The 14451-nt window shown below is 67.9% G+C and carries 11 protein-coding genes; 6 read left to right on the plus strand and 5 right to left on the minus strand.

Annotated elements, in window-relative coordinates; genetic code table 11:
* Positions 1–68 precede the first annotated feature (68 nt).
* The 5 genes from AB0M51_RS26225 to AB0M51_RS26245 all read left to right on the plus strand — a co-directional run bounded on the left by AB0M51_RS26225 (position 69) and on the right by AB0M51_RS26245 (position 7193).
* Positions 69–2474, plus strand: a complete 2406-nt coding sequence (locus AB0M51_RS26225) for a YfhO family protein (RefSeq protein ID WP_363750888.1) — start codon at positions 69–71, stop codon at positions 2472–2474.
* A 974-nt stretch (positions 2475–3448) separates the two neighbouring features.
* Entirely contained in the window at positions 3449–3730 is a 282-nt protein-coding gene (locus AB0M51_RS26230; RefSeq protein WP_344200717.1) for a metal-sensitive transcriptional regulator, read from the plus strand.
* A gap of 55 nt (positions 3731–3785) precedes the next feature.
* A complete protein-coding gene (locus AB0M51_RS26235; RefSeq protein WP_344200027.1) occupies positions 3786–4007 on the plus strand; it encodes a heavy-metal-associated domain-containing protein in 222 nt (73 codons plus the stop codon).
* Positions 4004–4996 carry a hypothetical protein gene (locus AB0M51_RS26240; RefSeq protein ID WP_363750890.1) on the plus strand — a complete coding sequence of 331 codons (993 nt, stop codon included), beginning with the start codon at positions 4004–4006 and terminating at the stop codon, positions 4994–4996. Before AB0M51_RS26235 ends, AB0M51_RS26240 begins: the two co-directional genes overlap by 4 nt.
* On the plus strand, positions 4980–7193 hold the full coding sequence (locus AB0M51_RS26245) for a heavy metal translocating P-type ATPase (protein ID WP_363750892.1): 2214 nt from the start codon (positions 4980–4982) through the stop codon (positions 7191–7193). Before AB0M51_RS26240 ends, AB0M51_RS26245 begins: the two co-directional genes overlap by 17 nt.
* Here AB0M51_RS26245 and AB0M51_RS26250 read toward each other — a convergent pair.
* The 5 genes from AB0M51_RS26250 to AB0M51_RS26270 all read right to left on the minus strand — a co-directional run bounded on the left by AB0M51_RS26250 (position 7186) and on the right by AB0M51_RS26270 (position 13113).
* On the minus strand, positions 7186–8727 hold the full coding sequence (locus AB0M51_RS26250) for a glycoside hydrolase family 13 protein (RefSeq protein ID WP_363750894.1): 1542 nt from the start codon (positions 8725–8727) through the stop codon (positions 7186–7188). The two genes, AB0M51_RS26245 and AB0M51_RS26250, sit on opposite strands and share 8 nt — an antisense overlap.
* A 114-nt stretch (positions 8728–8841) precedes the next feature.
* Positions 8842–9711, minus strand: coding sequence for a carbohydrate ABC transporter permease (locus AB0M51_RS26255; RefSeq protein ID WP_344200037.1), 870 nt, complete (start codon positions 9709–9711; stop codon positions 8842–8844).
* Entirely contained in the window at positions 9708–10493 is a 786-nt protein-coding gene (locus tag AB0M51_RS26260; protein ID WP_363750897.1) for a sugar ABC transporter permease, read from the minus strand. Before AB0M51_RS26260 ends, AB0M51_RS26255 begins: the two co-directional genes overlap by 4 nt.
* A gap of 167 nt (positions 10494–10660) precedes the next feature.
* Positions 10661–12022 (minus strand): extracellular solute-binding protein, encoded by a 1362-nt coding sequence (locus tag AB0M51_RS26265; RefSeq protein ID WP_363750899.1) that lies wholly within the window; start codon positions 12020–12022, stop codon positions 10661–10663.
* 98 nt (positions 12023–12120) lie between these two features.
* The gene (locus AB0M51_RS26270; RefSeq protein ID WP_344200046.1) at positions 12121–13113 is read right to left on the minus strand and encodes a LacI family DNA-binding transcriptional regulator; all 993 of its coding nucleotides are present in this window, start codon (positions 13111–13113) and stop codon (positions 12121–12123) included.
* A 68-nt stretch (positions 13114–13181) separates the two neighbouring features.
* On the opposite strand from AB0M51_RS26270, the gene AB0M51_RS26275 reads away from it, so the two are divergent.
* Positions 13182–14423: a DUF4032 domain-containing protein gene (locus AB0M51_RS26275; protein ID WP_344200720.1), complete on the plus strand. Its 1242-nt coding sequence runs from the start codon at positions 13182–13184 to the stop codon at positions 14421–14423.
* Positions 14424–14451: the final 28 nt, after the last annotated feature.

The following is a 14451-nucleotide window of genomic DNA, read 5'->3' on the forward strand; positions in this document are numbered from 1 at the left end:
AACAACAGGCCCCACGGGGGCGTTCGGCATTACTCCCTGCCGGCGTCGCCGCTGTCGGGGTGGCGGCGGTGTTCGTCGCCTCCGGAATCATCCGCGGTACCTATCCCTTCGGTTCGCTGTCCCGCAGTACCAACGATCTTGGCACGCAGTACGTCCCCTTCTTCACGCACCTCTGGGACGTCCTGCACGGCCAGGCCCAGGGCGACCTGCTGTTCAACTGGCAGAGCGCGTTCGGCGTCGGCTTCTGGGCCGACCTCGGCGTCGATCTCGGCAGCCCATTGTCCCTGCTGGCGGGCGTGTTCCCGCGAGACCGGGTCGATCTCGCCGTCTTCGTCATCACCACTCTCAAGCTCAGCCTCGCCGCCGCCGCGATGACCGCCGCGCTGCTCAGGATGCGGCCCGGCCCCCGGTGGGTCGCCGCGATGCTGGGCATCTCGTACGGCGTCTGCGGCTGGGCGCTCGACGACGGATCCTACGTCCCGATGTGGCTGGACGGCCTGATCGCCCTGCCGATGTTCTTCCTGGTCGCGGAATGGTCACTGCGCCGGACGAACCGGGTGCTCAGCGTGCTGGTGGTCGGCGTCTTCTGGCTGTCCAACTTCTACACCGCCTACATGGCAACGTTCGCGGGTGGGATCTACCTGCTCGCCCGGCTGCTGAGCAGCGACCTCAGCTGGTCGCTGCGGCTCCGGTCGCTGGTCCGGCACGGCGTGTCGTTCGCGCTCGGCATGGCTCTGGTGGCGCCCATCCTGCTACCGATCATCCTCACCAACCGCGCCGCAACGCCGTCCCCGTCCGGGATCTTCCATCCGTCGGCCGTCGACGTGTTCCTGTCCCGGCTGCTGCCGCTGACCGAGGGCGTCGGCAAGACGGCGAGCCTGTACGTCGGCACGCTCGCCCTGCTGCTGGCGTTGACGATGCCGTTCAACAAGTTCGTGCCGTGGCGGTCGAAGATCGTCTGGGTGATCACGATCGTCGGCGTCGCGTTGACGTTCCGGTGGGCGCCGACGCAGGAGTTCTGGCACGCGTTCGACACCCCGAACGGCAGCCAGTACCGGGAGGCGTTCGTGCTCTGCGGCCTGCTCGTCGCGGTCGCGTGGATCTCGGTCGCACACAGGCTGCCCGGGCCGCTCGCGCTGCTCGGCGGCGGTGCGCTGCTTGCGCTGATCGCCGTACTGGCCGACGGCAGCCCGTTGCTGAAGGAGCACTGGCTGACGGCGCTGAGCGTTTCCGGAGCAGTCACATTGGTTGCGTTCGGCACCATTTGGCTGCTGCGCCGGAAGCCCGGCCCACGACGGCTGCCGGTGGCGGCAGCGTTCGCCGTACTGCTCGCGGTCGTGACGCTCGAGGCGACCTGGAGCGCCGTCGTCACCGACGAGTACCGGGCCAAGCTGCTCACCTCGTCGGCCGACCCGTGGAACGAGAAGCAGACAGCCCGGTACGACGCACTTCGCAAGGCCGGCGACTGGCCGAAGTACCGGACCGAGCCCGGGACGGCGGTGACGCCGAACGACCCGATGCTGCTCGGCGGTCAGGGCGCGGGCCTGTACAGCAGTCTGCTGCCGTCCTCGGTGAGCCAGATGCTGACCGGCCTCGGGTTCGGCTGGTCCGGGTACGGACGGGCGACGCACACGCTCGACAACCCGGTCACCGACGCGATCTTCTCGGTCGGTGCCCGGATGCGGCTGATCGACGGCGACCCGCACATCACCAAGGCGGCGGTGCCGCCGCTGGTCACGGTACGGCGGCGGCTCGATCCGGCCGTGCCGTCCGACACGGACGCGCCGAACGCCTACGGCGCACAGGAGCGGCTGCTCGGGTCGACGGTGTACGAGGTCCCGGAGTACAAGGGCACACGCTTCGCGACCGGTGACGTGAAGTTGGTCGCGGCTTGCGCTCCTACGAGTACGGCGTACCTGTTCATGCCGCGGGTCGGCGGCCGGGCGCGGCTGGCCGGCGGGGATTGGCACGAGCTGAGCTCCACACGGCGGCCTGGGATCAACACCAGCAGCGCGATGATCGAGCTGGGTACCGTGCCGAAGTCCGGGGTCGTGCTGGTCGAGGTCAACTTCGGCGAGGACCCGCAGGGGATCCCGCCGCGCAACGCCATCGGCTGCTTCAACTCGGCGGCACTGGCCAAGGCCGTGAGAAGACTGCGCACGACCGGGGCGACGGACGTGCAAGTCGGCGGGCATTCGCTGCGTGCGACGCTGCCCGCGGGGAGCAAGGGCTGGGCGGTCATCGGCGCACCCAAGATCGACGGCTGGTCCTGCAAAGCCGGGGGGAAGGAACAGACCCCGAGCAACTTCGGCGGCCTGATGGCGGTACCGCTCGTGAACGGCGCCACCCAGGTCGCGTGCACCTTCACCCCACCCGGCCTGCACCGCGGCCTCGCCATCGCCGCGGCCGCCGTCGTACTCACCCTCGGAATCGCCGGAATCGGAGCCGTACGCCGCCGACGACGCAGCAGCTGAGGTGAGTCAGCCCCCCGCGTGCTCCGCAGGCGCTCCGGTCGCTCCGCTCCCTCCCGCACCCACTCCGCGCGCTCCCGCCCACCCACCGGCTGGCGCCGGCAGTTGCCCGCTGCCGCGGGCGATTTGCGAGCTGCCGCTCGCGGGTGAACGCTCCTCGCGGAGGGGTGCGCCGCCAGGCTGGACTCTTGTCCTTCAATTCGCCGACGATGACCTGTTGGCTCGCGAGTAGCTGAACGGTCCGACGCGCTGCACCTCAGGGCACGCCGTACACCAGGGGTCGAACGTTGGAGGCCCGCCTCGCCGTCGCCAGCAAGCCGCTCCACAAGTCTCCTGCGCCTGCCAAGCAAGGCCATTGGCAACCGTCCGCGGCTGGTGAGGGGGATGTCGGCCGTGGTTGTGCACACCTCGTGGTGACTGGCGACAAGATATGACGTGTTCACGGTCCCCAGGGGATGTCGCATGATGATCAAGCCTCGGCGTGAGAGGCGACCTGCCGACCAGAACTGGCGGCGGCGTAGGTCGCCTTCACGATGCGTCCATCTGCGCGGCACAGGGCGGCCGTCCGCATTCCCTCCATACTCACCGCGGCCGCTCGCGGGCTCTCACTCATCCCGTCCCGCCAGCAGTCCGTTGCTCACCGCCTCCGCGGCCCGTCGCATCCACCACTCGCCGCGTGCGGCCTCACGCACCACCTCCCCCAAGCAGTCACCCGCGAGCGGTAGCTCGCAAATCGCCCGCGGCAGCGGGCAACAAAACCGGCGCCAGCGGGTGGGCGGGTGGGAGCGCGCGGAGCACGCGGGGGATGAACCACCTCCGCGCAGTCACGCGCCATTTCACTCACCCCGCCGACATACCCCCAACCCGTATACTCAGAGAGCTTGCTTTCCATACCCATAGGGGGTAACTTCGTGGGCGTGGAGATACCCCCGAGGGGTAGATGAGGGCAGGAAGGGCCGGAGATGAGCGACGAGCACGTGCACGGGTACAGCAGTGAGAAGGACCGTCATCTGAAGCGGTTGCGGCGGATCGAAGGGCAGGTTCGCGGGCTGCAGCGGATGGTCGAGGAAGACAAGTACTGCATCGACATCCTGACTCAGGTATCGGCGGCGACGAAGGCGTTGCAGTCGTTCTCGCTGGAGTTGCTGGACGAGCACCTGTCGCACTGTGTGGTCGAGGCCGCGCAGAGGGGTGGGCCGGAGGCTGACGAGAAGGTTCGCGAAGCTTCCGACGCCATCGCCCGGCTCGTCCGCAGTTGAACCCACCTCAAACCTCCACCTGTTACACAACCCGTTTCGAGCAAGGAGCATTGATATGAGCACCACGACCACCTACTCCGTGTCCGGTATGACCTGTGGGCACTGCACTGCCGCGGTGACCGAGGAGATCAGCAAGCTCGTCGGGGTTCAGGAGGTGCGGATCGATCTCGTCGCGGGTGGTACCTCCGCGGTGCACGTGACGAGTGAGGCCGCGCTCGACGAGTCCGCCGTACGGGAAGCCGTCGACGAGGCGGGCTACGAACTGGCGGCGTCGTGAACCGGGCCGCCGCGCTCCGGCTCGGCGCGTTCGCCGGTGCGCTCGCGCTCGCCTTCGGGGCGGCGTTCGGCATCGGGTCCGCGGTCGGCCCGATCGCGGCGGCCGACGACACCTCCGCGGCCCCCGCGCACGGAGAGGAGATGGGTGGAATGGAGCAAGGCTCACATGGCGGGCACGACGCCGGCGGGCAGGTGCCCGGGCTGGCGGTGTCCGACCAGGGGTACACGTTCGCGCCGGTGAAGACGTTGTTCACCGGGCAGCAGCAGACGGAGTTGCGCTTCACGATCCAAGGACCGGACGGCAAGCCGGTCACGAAGTACACGAAGACCCACGAGAAGGACCTGCACCTGATCGTCGTCCGGCGGGACCTGTCCGGGTTCCATCACGTGCATCCGACGATGGCCGCGGACGGGACGTGGAGCATTCCGTTCACGTTCACCGCGGGCGGGACCTGGCGGCTGTACGCCGACTTCCAGCCGGCCGGGCACGACGGCACGATCACGCTCGGTACGGACGTCAACGTCACCGGGATGTACGTCCCGGTCCCGGTCGCCGAACCGGCGAGCGTGGACAGCTTCGACGGGTACGACGTGACGCTGGCGGGCACGCCCGTCGCGGGCAAGGAGTCCGAGCTGACGTTCAAGGTCAGCAAGGACGGCAAGCCGGTGAACGACCTGCAGCCGTACCTGGGCGCCTTCGGGCACCTGGTGTCGTTGCGCGGGGGTGACCTGGCTTACCTGCACAACCATCCGGCGGAGCACGCCGAGCCGGGTGCGAAGGGTGGTCCGGAGATCAGGTTCGCGACTACCTTCCCGACCGCGGGGACATACAGCCTGTTTCTGGACTTCCAGCACGGAGGCGCCGTTCACACCGCGGAGTTCACGGTGAAGGTGGACTCGACCGGTACGACGATCGCTCCCCCGGCCGCTCTACCGACGCCGACGCACACTGGAGAAGAGGAGGCACACGAGCATGAGCCAGTCCGTTGAGCTGATCATCGGCGGGATGACGTGCGCCTCCTGCGCCGCCCGGGTCGAGAAGAAGCTGAACCGGATGGACGGTGTCACCGCCACGGTGAACTACGCCACCGAGAAGGCCAAGGTGACCTTCGCGGAGGACATCTCCACCGACGACCTGGTCGCCACGGTCGAGCAGACCGGGTACACGGCGGCGTTGCCGTCGCCGGCCGTCGAGCCCTCCGCCGAGGCACCGGACGAACTGAAGCCCCTGCGGGATCGGCTGATCGCGAGCATCGTGCTCGCGGTTCCGGTGATCGCGTTCGGGATGATCCCGGCGCTGCAGTTCGACTCGTGGCAGTGGGCGTCGCTGACGCTGGCGTTCCCGGTGGTGACCTGGGCGGCCTGGCCGTTCCACAAGGCCGCCTGGACGAACCTGCGGCACGGCGCCGCGACGATGGACACGCTGATCTCGCTCGGGGTGGTGAGCGCGTTCCTGTGGTCGCTGTACGCGCTGTTCCTCGGCTCGGCCGGCGCACCCGGGATGAAGATGCCGTTCACGCTGATCCCGTCCCGGGGCGGCGGCGCCGAGGAGATCTACCTCGAGGTCGCGGCGGGCGTGACCACGTTCATCCTCGCCGGGCGGTACTTCGAGGCGCGGGCCAAGCGCCGCTCGGGCGCCGCGCTCAAGGCACTGCTCGAGCTGGGCGCGAAGGACGTCGCCGTACTGCGGAACGGTGCCGAGACCCGGATCCCGGCGGATCAGCTCGTCGTGGGTGACGAGTTCGTCGTTCGTCCCGGGGAGAAGGTCGCGACCGACGGCGTGATCGTCACCGGCAGCAGTGCGATCGACGCGTCGATGCTGACCGGCGAGTCCGTACCGGTCGAGGTCGGCGAGGGTGACTCGGTCGTCGGCGCGACCGTCAATGCCGGCGGCCGGTTGGTGGTGCGGGCGACCCGGGTCGGCGCGGATACGCAGCTGGCCCAGATGGCCCGCCTGGTCGAGGACGCGCAGAACGGGAAAGCCGCCGTACAACGGCTCGCGGACAAGGTGTCCGGGATCTTCGTGCCGATCGTGATCGGGCTCGCGCTGGCGACCCTCGGGTTCTGGCTGGGCAACGGTTCGCCGGTGGAGGTCGCGTTCACGGCCGCGGTCGCCGTACTGATCATCGCCTGCCCGTGTGCGTTGGGCCTGGCCACGCCGACCGCGTTGATGGTCGGTACGGGCCGGGGCGCGCAGCTGGGCATTCTGATCAAGGGTCCGGAGGTGCTGGAGTCCACCCGCCGGGTCGACACCGTCGTACTCGACAAGACGGGCACCGTCACCACGGGCCGGATGGAACTGGTCGACGTACTGCTGGCTCCCGGTCAGGAGCGGTCCGAGGTACTGCGGTTGGCCGGGGCGCTGGAGCACTCCAGCGAGCACCCGATCGCGCAGGCCGTCGCCCGGGCGGCGGCTCTTGAAGGGAAGCTGCCCGAGGTCGAGGATTTCGGGAACGTCGAGGGCCTCGGTGTGCAAGGAATTGTCGACGGGCACGCCGTACTGGTCGGACGGACGCGGTTGCTGGAGGAGTGGAGCCAGCACCTGCCGTCCGAACTGGCGCACGCGAAGGAACACGCCGAGGCCGAGGGCAGTACGGCGGTCGCGGTCGGATGGGACGGGGCGGCACGCGCTGTGCTGGTCGTCGCGGACACCGTGAAGCCGACGTCCGTGGAGGCGATCCGCCAACTCAAGTCGTTGGGACTGCGGCCGGTGCTGCTGACCGGCGACAACGAGGCCGTCGCGACGAAGGTGGCTGCCGAGGTCGGGATCGACGACGTGATCGCCGAGGTACTGCCGGCCGACAAGGTTGACGCGGTGAAGAAGCTGCAGGACGAGGGGCGGGTGGTCGCGATGGTCGGTGACGGCGTCAACGACGCGGCCGCCCTGGCCCAGGCGGACCTCGGTCTCAGCATGGGCACCGGGACGGACGTCGCGATCGAGGCGAGCGACCTGACGCTGGTCCGCGGTGATCTGCGGGCGGCCGCGGACGCCATCCGGCTCTCCCGCAGCACGCTCCGCACGATCAAGGGCAACCTGTTCTGGGCGTTCGCCTACAACGTGGCCGCCCTGCCGCTGGCCGCGGCCGGCCTGCTGAACCCGATGCTCGCGGGTGCCGCGATGGCCTTCAGCTCGGTCTTCGTGGTGTCGAACAGCCTGCGGCTGCGACGGTTCAAGGCGCTCACCTGAGCCAGACCGTCGCATCACTCGGAAGCCTGCCGCCGTCGAGGGGAATGCTGGAGATCAGCACCTCCTCGTACGGCGGCAGGTCTGCTGCCTCACCGCTGAGATTGGTGACGCAGATGAGTTGCTCCCGCTCGAACACCAGCACATCCGGGGCTGATGGCAACCATGTCAGCGAGCCATCGCCCAGCAGCTCTCGGCGCAGCTTCAAACCGTGCCGGTACAGGGTCAGCATCGAGTTCTGGTCGTCGAGCTGAGCTTCGACCGTCAGGTTCTTCCAGTCCCGCGGTTGCGGAAGCCACGGCGTACCGTCGCCGAACCCGAACGGGGGTTCGCTTCCCGACCACGGTAGGGGTACCCGGCAACCATCTCTACCCCGGTCGGTGCCCTTCGAGCGGCGGAAGATCGGGTCCTGGAGGACCTCGTCCGGCAGGTCCTCGACTTCGGGGAGGCCGAGCTCCTCGCCCTGGTAGACGTACAGTCCGCCGGGAAGCGCCATCGCCAGCAACGCGGCCGCACGCGCGCGGCGTTCACCTCGCGCCAGGTCGGTGGGCATGCCGTGCTTGCGATCCTGGTGCGAGAACGACGTGTCCGCGCGCCCGTACTTCGTCACCGGGCGCGTGACGTCGTGGTTCGAGAGGACCCAGGTCGGCGGAGCGCCGATCGGGGCGTGGGTCGACAGCGTGAGGTCGATCGAGGCGCGTAGCTCGGCGGCGTCCCACGGGCGGGACAGGAAGTCGAAGTTGAACGCGGTGTGCAGTTCGTCCGGGCGCAGGTAGAGCGCGAACCGTTCCTGGTCCGGCATCCACATCTCGCCGACGAAGAACCTGTCGTCGTACTGGTCGGAGATCCGGCGCCAGCCGCGGTACACCTCGTGTACGTCGTCGTGGTCCGTGTACGACTCCGCCGTACTGTCGAGGTCCTTGAAGAGTACGGCGGCGCTGTCGATCCGGATGCCGTCGACGCTGCGGTCCAGCCAGAACCGGAGGATGTCGTGGAACTCCTCGACGACCTCCGGGTTGCGCCAGTTGAAGTCGGGCTGCTCCGGGGCGAACAGGTGCAAGTACCACTCGCCGTCCGCCACCTGCGTCCAGGCCGGGCCGTTGAAGATCGACTGCCAGTCGTTGGGCGGGCCATCGTTCTTGCCGGGGCGGAAGAGGAAGCGGTCGCGTTCCGGCGAGCCTGGGCCGGCCTGGAGGGCTTGGCGGAACCAGTCCTGGTGGTCCGATCCGTGGTTCGGGACGATGTCTACGATGGTTCTGATGTTGAGGGCGTGCGCTTCGGCGATGTAGTCCTCCGCCTCGGCGAGGGTGCCGAAGACCGGGTCGATCGCCCGGTAGTCCGCCACGTCGTACCCGCCGTCGGCCATCGGGGACGGGTACCACGGGTTCAACCAGATCGCGTCGATCCCGAGCTCGGCGAGGTACGGCAGCTTGTCCCGGAGGCCGGCGAGATCACCGATCCCGTCCCCGTTCCCATCCGCAAAACTCCGCAAATACACCTGATAAATAGCAGCCCCACGCCACCATTCCCCACTCATAACTCTCCTCTCAACCGCCCCTCGCTCCGCTCGGGACGGGGGTTGTCTCGTTGCCGCCCCGAGCTCGGGAGCGGCTCCTCCTCCCCCCGCCCGAGCGGAGCGAGGGCGGGGGTGTCAGCCCTTCAGGCTGCCGGCGGTGAGGCCGGACATGATGTTTTTCTGGAAGATGAAGAAGACGAGGATGGTGGGCAGGCTGGCGATGACCAGGGAGGCGATCAGCACGTTCTGCGGCATCTGCGCCGACAGCGACGCGATCCCCACGCTGATCGACATCTTCTCGGTCTCCGGCAGCACCAGCAGCGGCCAGACGAAGTCCTTCCACGCGGTCACCACCGACAGGATCGACACCACCCCGAGGATCGGGCGGGAGACCGGCAACACGATCGACCACAGAATCCGCAGAGGCGAAGCACCATCGATCTCCGCCGCCTCCAGCAGTTCCTTCGGGATCGAGTCGAAGAACCGCTTCAGCAGGAACACGAAGAACCCGTTAGCCGCCGCCGGCAACCAAATCGCCCACGGCGTGTTCAAAAGGTCCGCATGCACCACCGGCACGTCCTTCGCCACCAGGTACATCGGCAGCAGCAGCACCATCGGCGGGATCATCAACGTCGCCAGCATCGCCCCGAGCACGAGCTTCCCGAGCACCGGTCGCAGTTTCGACAGCGCGTACGCCGCGGACACGTCAACGGCGAGCGTGAACAACCAGGCGCCGCCGGCGTACAGCGCGGTGTTCTTCAGGAACACCCCGAGCTGCAACTGCTCCCACGCATCGGCATACACCTGGAAATCAAACGTTTTCGGAAAGAAGCTCGGCGGGATCTGCGCAAGCTCGTCCGGCGACTTGAGCGCCCCGGTCACCATCCAGTAGAGCGGGAACACGAACGCCCCGGTGAACCCGACCACCGTCAGCACCAGGACGGTCCAGTAGACGATCCGGCCGCGCGGCGTGCGCAACGCCAGCGGAGAGACCAGGGTCCTCATCGTTCGGCCTCCTCGCGTGAGACCCGCAGGTAGATCGTGGAGAACACCAGCAGCACGACCATCAGCATCAGGCCGAGCGCGGACCCGCCGCCGAAGTCACCGAAGTTGAAGGCGTACTGGTACATCAGGTACGCGACGGTGACGGTCGCGTTCTCCGGACCGCCGCCGGTGAGTAGGTACGGCTCGATGAAGACCTGCATGGTGGCGACGATCTGCAGGAGCAGCATCACCAGCAGGATCAGCTTGGTCTGCGGGACCGTCACATGCCGCACGCGCTTCAACAGCCCGGCGCCGTCCAGCTCAGCGGACTCGTACAGCTCACCCGGAATGCTCTGCAACGCGGCGAGGTAGATCAACGTGCCGGTGCCGAGATTCATCCAGGTCGAGACGATCACCAGGCTGACCAGCGCTGTGCTCCTGGAGTCCAGCCAGCTCAACGCCGGGACGTGTACGACGCCCAGCGCCTGGTTGAACAGCCCCGAGCCGGGGTCGTAGAACCACTTGAACAGCAGTACGGCGACCGCCGGCGGCAACATCACCGGCAGGTAGACAACGAACCGCAGGTAGGCCTTCGCGTGCCTCAACTCGTTGAGTACGACGGCCAGCACGAACGGCACGGCGTACCCGATCACCAACGCCAGCCCGCTGAACGCCGCCGTGTTCAACCAGGCGGCCCCGAACGCGGGGTCCGCGAATACCGTCGTGAAGTTGTCGAACCCGACCCACTTCCCCGGGTCGACGAAGTTGTTCTGCTGAAAGCTCAGCACGATCTCCCGCACCATCGGATACCAGGAGAAGAGCGCAAAACAGATCAACGCCCCACACAAGAACCCGTAGGCGGTCAGGTTGCGCCCAACCGCCCTCCGCAGAGCACCATGGTCGGCTGTGGATCGCGGGTCCGTCGCTCCCTGAGCCTGAGAGCGACGGACCTGCTGCTCGGTCACCGTCATTACGTGTTCTTCGCCAGGATCTTGTTGGCCTTGGCTTCGGCGTCCGACAGCAGCTTGTCGATGTCGGCGTCCTTACGGGTGAGTACCGCGGACATCGCCACGTCGAGGACGGCGTACAGCTCCTGTGCCTTCGGCGGCTCGAGTTTGTTGGTGATCTTGGCCTGGGCCTCGACGTACGGCGTGAAGTTGTCGATCGGCACCGTCGCGTACTGCTTCCGCAGTGCGTTGATCTTGTTGCCGGTGGCACTGTCCCCGTACAGATCCGGGATCGGCAGCCCTACCGGACGCCCTTGCTCCTTGGCCCGCGCGTAGTTGAACTGCCCCTCCCCCGGCGTCAGCTCGTGGAACTCCAGCCACTGGAGCCCCGCCTTGATCTTCTCCGGCGACGCCTTCGGGTTGAACATGTACCCGTCGCCACCACTCAGCGACGACTGCCCACCCGACTCCGGTACGGCGGTCACCCCGTAGTCCTCGAACTTGCCCTTGAAGTCGTTGTTCACCGACTGCACGACGTCCGGCGCCCCGATCATCATGCCGAGCTTGCCGCCGCCCATCATGCGCATCAGGTCCGCCCACTGCAGCAACTGCTTACTGCCCATGGAGTTGTCGTCCCAGCGCATCCGCTTCAGGTTCTCCAGCACCGCCTTGCCCGCGTCGCTGTTGAACGCCGCGGTCTTCCCGTCGTCGCTGACCATCGACCCGCCGCGCGCATACAGCTCGGCGGCGAAGTGCCAGCCGCCGGTGTTCCCGGCCGAGTACTCGCCGTACCCGACGTATCCCGGCCCGAGCGCCGCGATCTTCTTGGCGGCCGCCCGTACTTCGTCCCAGGTCGTCGGCGGGTTCGCCGGGTCGAGCCCTGCCTGGGTGAAGAGCTTCCGGTTGTAGACCAGGCCCATGTTGTAGTTGTTCCGCGGCAGCCCGTACGTCTTGTCGCCGTCCTTGAACACGCCCATCACGTCCGGCCGCAGGTCCTTCACCGCGCCGACGCTGCCGACGTACTGGCTGATGTCCGCGGCCTGCTTCTTCTCGATGATCTTCCGTACGTCGGTGTAGTAGACGTAGAAGACGTCCTCCTGCGTCCCGCCGGCGAGCTTGGCCTGGAACGTGTCGGGGTTGATGCAGGGGAACGCGTCCTTGCCCTGCACCGTGATGTTCGGGTGCGCCTTCTGGAACGCGGCGACGTCCGCCTCCCAGGCCTCGCGTTCCTTCGGATTGCTCTTCGGCGGCTCGCAGCCGACCGTGATCGTCACCTGACCGCCGGCCGAGTCCCCCGCCGGCTTCTTGTCCGTTCCGCAGGACGCGGCCACCAGCCCGAGTCCCATCACCAGCAGCAGGCTGAGCCCGCGACGCGTTGTGGTCATGTCCACCCTCTCCCTTTCCGGTGCCGTCACCGTAGGGAACTGGATGCATGAGCGCAATACTTCGATTTGAAGTTGCAAAAAATTGACTGCTGAATGGCCTATGTTCGAGCGCGAGCGGTGGAGGCGCGGACGACGAGCTCGGGCTCGAAGAGCAGTTCGTCGGCCGGCACGGCGGCGCGCTCGATCAACGCGACCAGCATGTCCACGGCGGCCCGGCCCATCGCGTCGATCGGCTGCCGGACGGTGGTCAACGGCGGGTCGGTGCAGTTCATCATCGCGGAGTCGTCGTACCCGATCACCGAGACCTCGTCCGGGACGCTCAACCCGGCCCGGCGGACCGCGCGGATCGCGCCGAGCGCGAGGATGTCGCTGGCACAGACGATGCCGGTGACGCCCGCGTTGACCAGCTTGGTGGCCGCCGCGTGCCCGCCCTCGAGCGAGAACATGCTGTGCTCGACGAGCCCCGGATCGGCCTCCTCGGCAGCCAGGAAAGCGTCCAGTTTCCGGCGCGACGGGATGTGGTCGCGCGGCCCGAGCACCATGCCGATCCGGCGGTGCCCGAGCGCGCGCAGGTGGCCGATCGCCATCTCCGCGGCGACATGGTCGTCCGACGAGACCTGGGGAAAGCCGAGGTGGTCGACCGCCGCGTTCACCAGGACGGCGGGCAGCTTCCGCTCCTGGATCAGCTCGTAGTGCTGGTGCGGCGCGTCGGCCTGCGCGTAGAACCCGCCGGCGAACACCACGCCGGAGACCTGCTGCTGGAGAAGCAGGTCCACGTAGTCCGCCTCGGACACGCCGCCGAGGGTCCGGGTGCAGAGCAAGGACGTGAAACCTTGCTGCGCGAGCGCGCCACCGACGACTTCGGCGAACGCCGGGAAGATCGGGTTCTGCAACTCCGGCAGCACCAGGCCGACCAGCCGGGCCCGGTCGCCGCGGAGCTGCGTGGGCCGCTCGTAGCCGAGCACGTCCAGCGCGGTGAGCACGGCTTCCCGGGTGGCGTCCGAGACGCCGGGCTTCCCGTTCAGGACGCGGCTCACGGTCGCCTCACTGACGCCGACCTTCTTCGCCACCTCTGCAAGTCGTCGTGTCATGACGCAAACTCTACGCCAGATCACGCAAGTTCTTGCAAGAGCTTGCGTGCCCTCCCTGAACCCTCAAGATTCCTGACAGACTGGTGGCCGTGCCTCGATTCGTCGCCACCCGCCCGGACACCGGCCTGCTGTCGCTCCCGTGGGACATCCCGCTGGAGGACTGGCCCGAAGACCAACTGGTCGCGCTGCCGCGCGGTATCTCGCGGCACGTGGTCCGGTTCGTCCGCGTCAACGGCAGCGTGTACGCGATCAAGGAGGTCCTCGAGCACCTGGCCATGCACGAGTACCGGCTGCTCCGCGACCTCGAACGCCTGGAGGCCCCGTCGGTCGAACCGGTCGGCGTGATCACCGACCGGGTGGACCGTGACGGCGAGCCGATCGACTCGATCCTGATCACCCGGCACCTGCAGTTCTCGCTGCCGTACCGTGCGCTGTTCTCCAGCACGCTGCGCCCGGACACCGTCAACCGGCTGATCGACGCACTGGTCGCGCTGATCGTGCGGCTGCATCTGCTCGGGTTCTTCTGGGGCGACTGCTCGCTGTCCAACACGCTGTTCCGCCGCGACGCCGGCGCGTTCGCGGCGTACCTCGTGGACGCCGAGACCGGCGAGCTGCACCAGGACATCTCCGACGGGCAGCGCGCACACGACCTGTACACCGCGGAGATCAACCTGTTCGGCGAACTCCTCGACCTGCAGGAAGGCGGGCTGCTCGACGAGTCGATCGACCCGCAGGAGACGGTCGAGTCGATCCAGAAGCGCTACGAGGCGCTGTGGGCGGAGCTGACCGCGCCGGAGGAGTTCGGAGAAGACGAGATGCACCGGCTGGACTCGCGGATCCGCCGGCTGAACGAGCTCGGGTTCGACGTCGCCGAGATCGACATCATCACCGACTGGGACGGCAGCCAGGTCCGGATCCAGCCGAAGGTCGTGGACGCCGGCCACCACTCGCGACGGCTGCTCCGGCTGACCGGGCTGGACGTCGAGGAGAACCAGGCCCGGCGGCTGCTCAACGACCTCGACTCGTTCGCGGCCGCGACCGACCAGCAGAACGAGGACGAGGAGATCGTCGCGCACCAATGGCTGACCGAGGTCTTCGAACCGGTCGTCCGGTCGGTGCCGCGGAACCTCAGCCGCAAGCTCGAGCCCGCGGAGATCTTCCACGAGGTACTCGAACACCGCTGGTTCCTGTCCGAACAGGCAGGGCACGAGGTCGACACCATGGAGGCGGCCCGCTCGTACGTGAACGACGTACTCGCGGCGAAGCCCGACGAGAAACTGGCGCTACCGACCCCGACGGAATCCGACTGACGCATGCAACGTTCGGGGTCTCCGGAGC

Origin of the sequence: Kribbella sp. NPDC051137, assembly GCF_040682535.1 — a bacterium.
Classification (GTDB): Bacteria; Actinomycetota; Actinomycetes; order Propionibacteriales; family Kribbellaceae; genus Kribbella; species Kribbella karoonensis.

Bases quoted from the DNA above. Each gene is read 5' to 3' on its own strand.
- AB0M51_RS26255 (WP_344200037.1), bottom strand. From the start codon at position 9,711: ATGAGGACCCTGGTCTCTCCGCTGGCGTTGCGCACGCCGCGCGGCCGG.
- AB0M51_RS26235 (WP_344200027.1), top strand. From the start codon at position 3,786: ATGAGCACCACGACCACCTACTCCGTGTCCGGTATGACCTGTGGGCAC.
- AB0M51_RS26270 (WP_344200046.1), bottom strand. From the start codon at position 13,113: ATGACACGACGACTTGCAGAGGTGGCGAAGAAGGTCGGCGTCAGTGAG.
- AB0M51_RS26265 (WP_363750899.1), bottom strand. From the start codon at position 12,022: ATGACCACAACGCGTCGCGGGCTCAGCCTGCTGCTGGTGATGGGACTC.
- AB0M51_RS26260 (WP_363750897.1), bottom strand. From the start codon at position 10,493: ATGGTGCGGGAGATCGTGCTGAGCTTTCAGCAGAACAACTTCGTCGAC.
- AB0M51_RS26250 (WP_363750894.1), bottom strand. From the start codon at position 8,727: ATGAGTGGGGAATGGTGGCGTGGGGCTGCTATTTATCAGGTGTATTTG.
- AB0M51_RS26245 (WP_363750892.1), top strand. From the start codon at position 4,980: ATGAGCCAGTCCGTTGAGCTGATCATCGGCGGGATGACGTGCGCCTCC.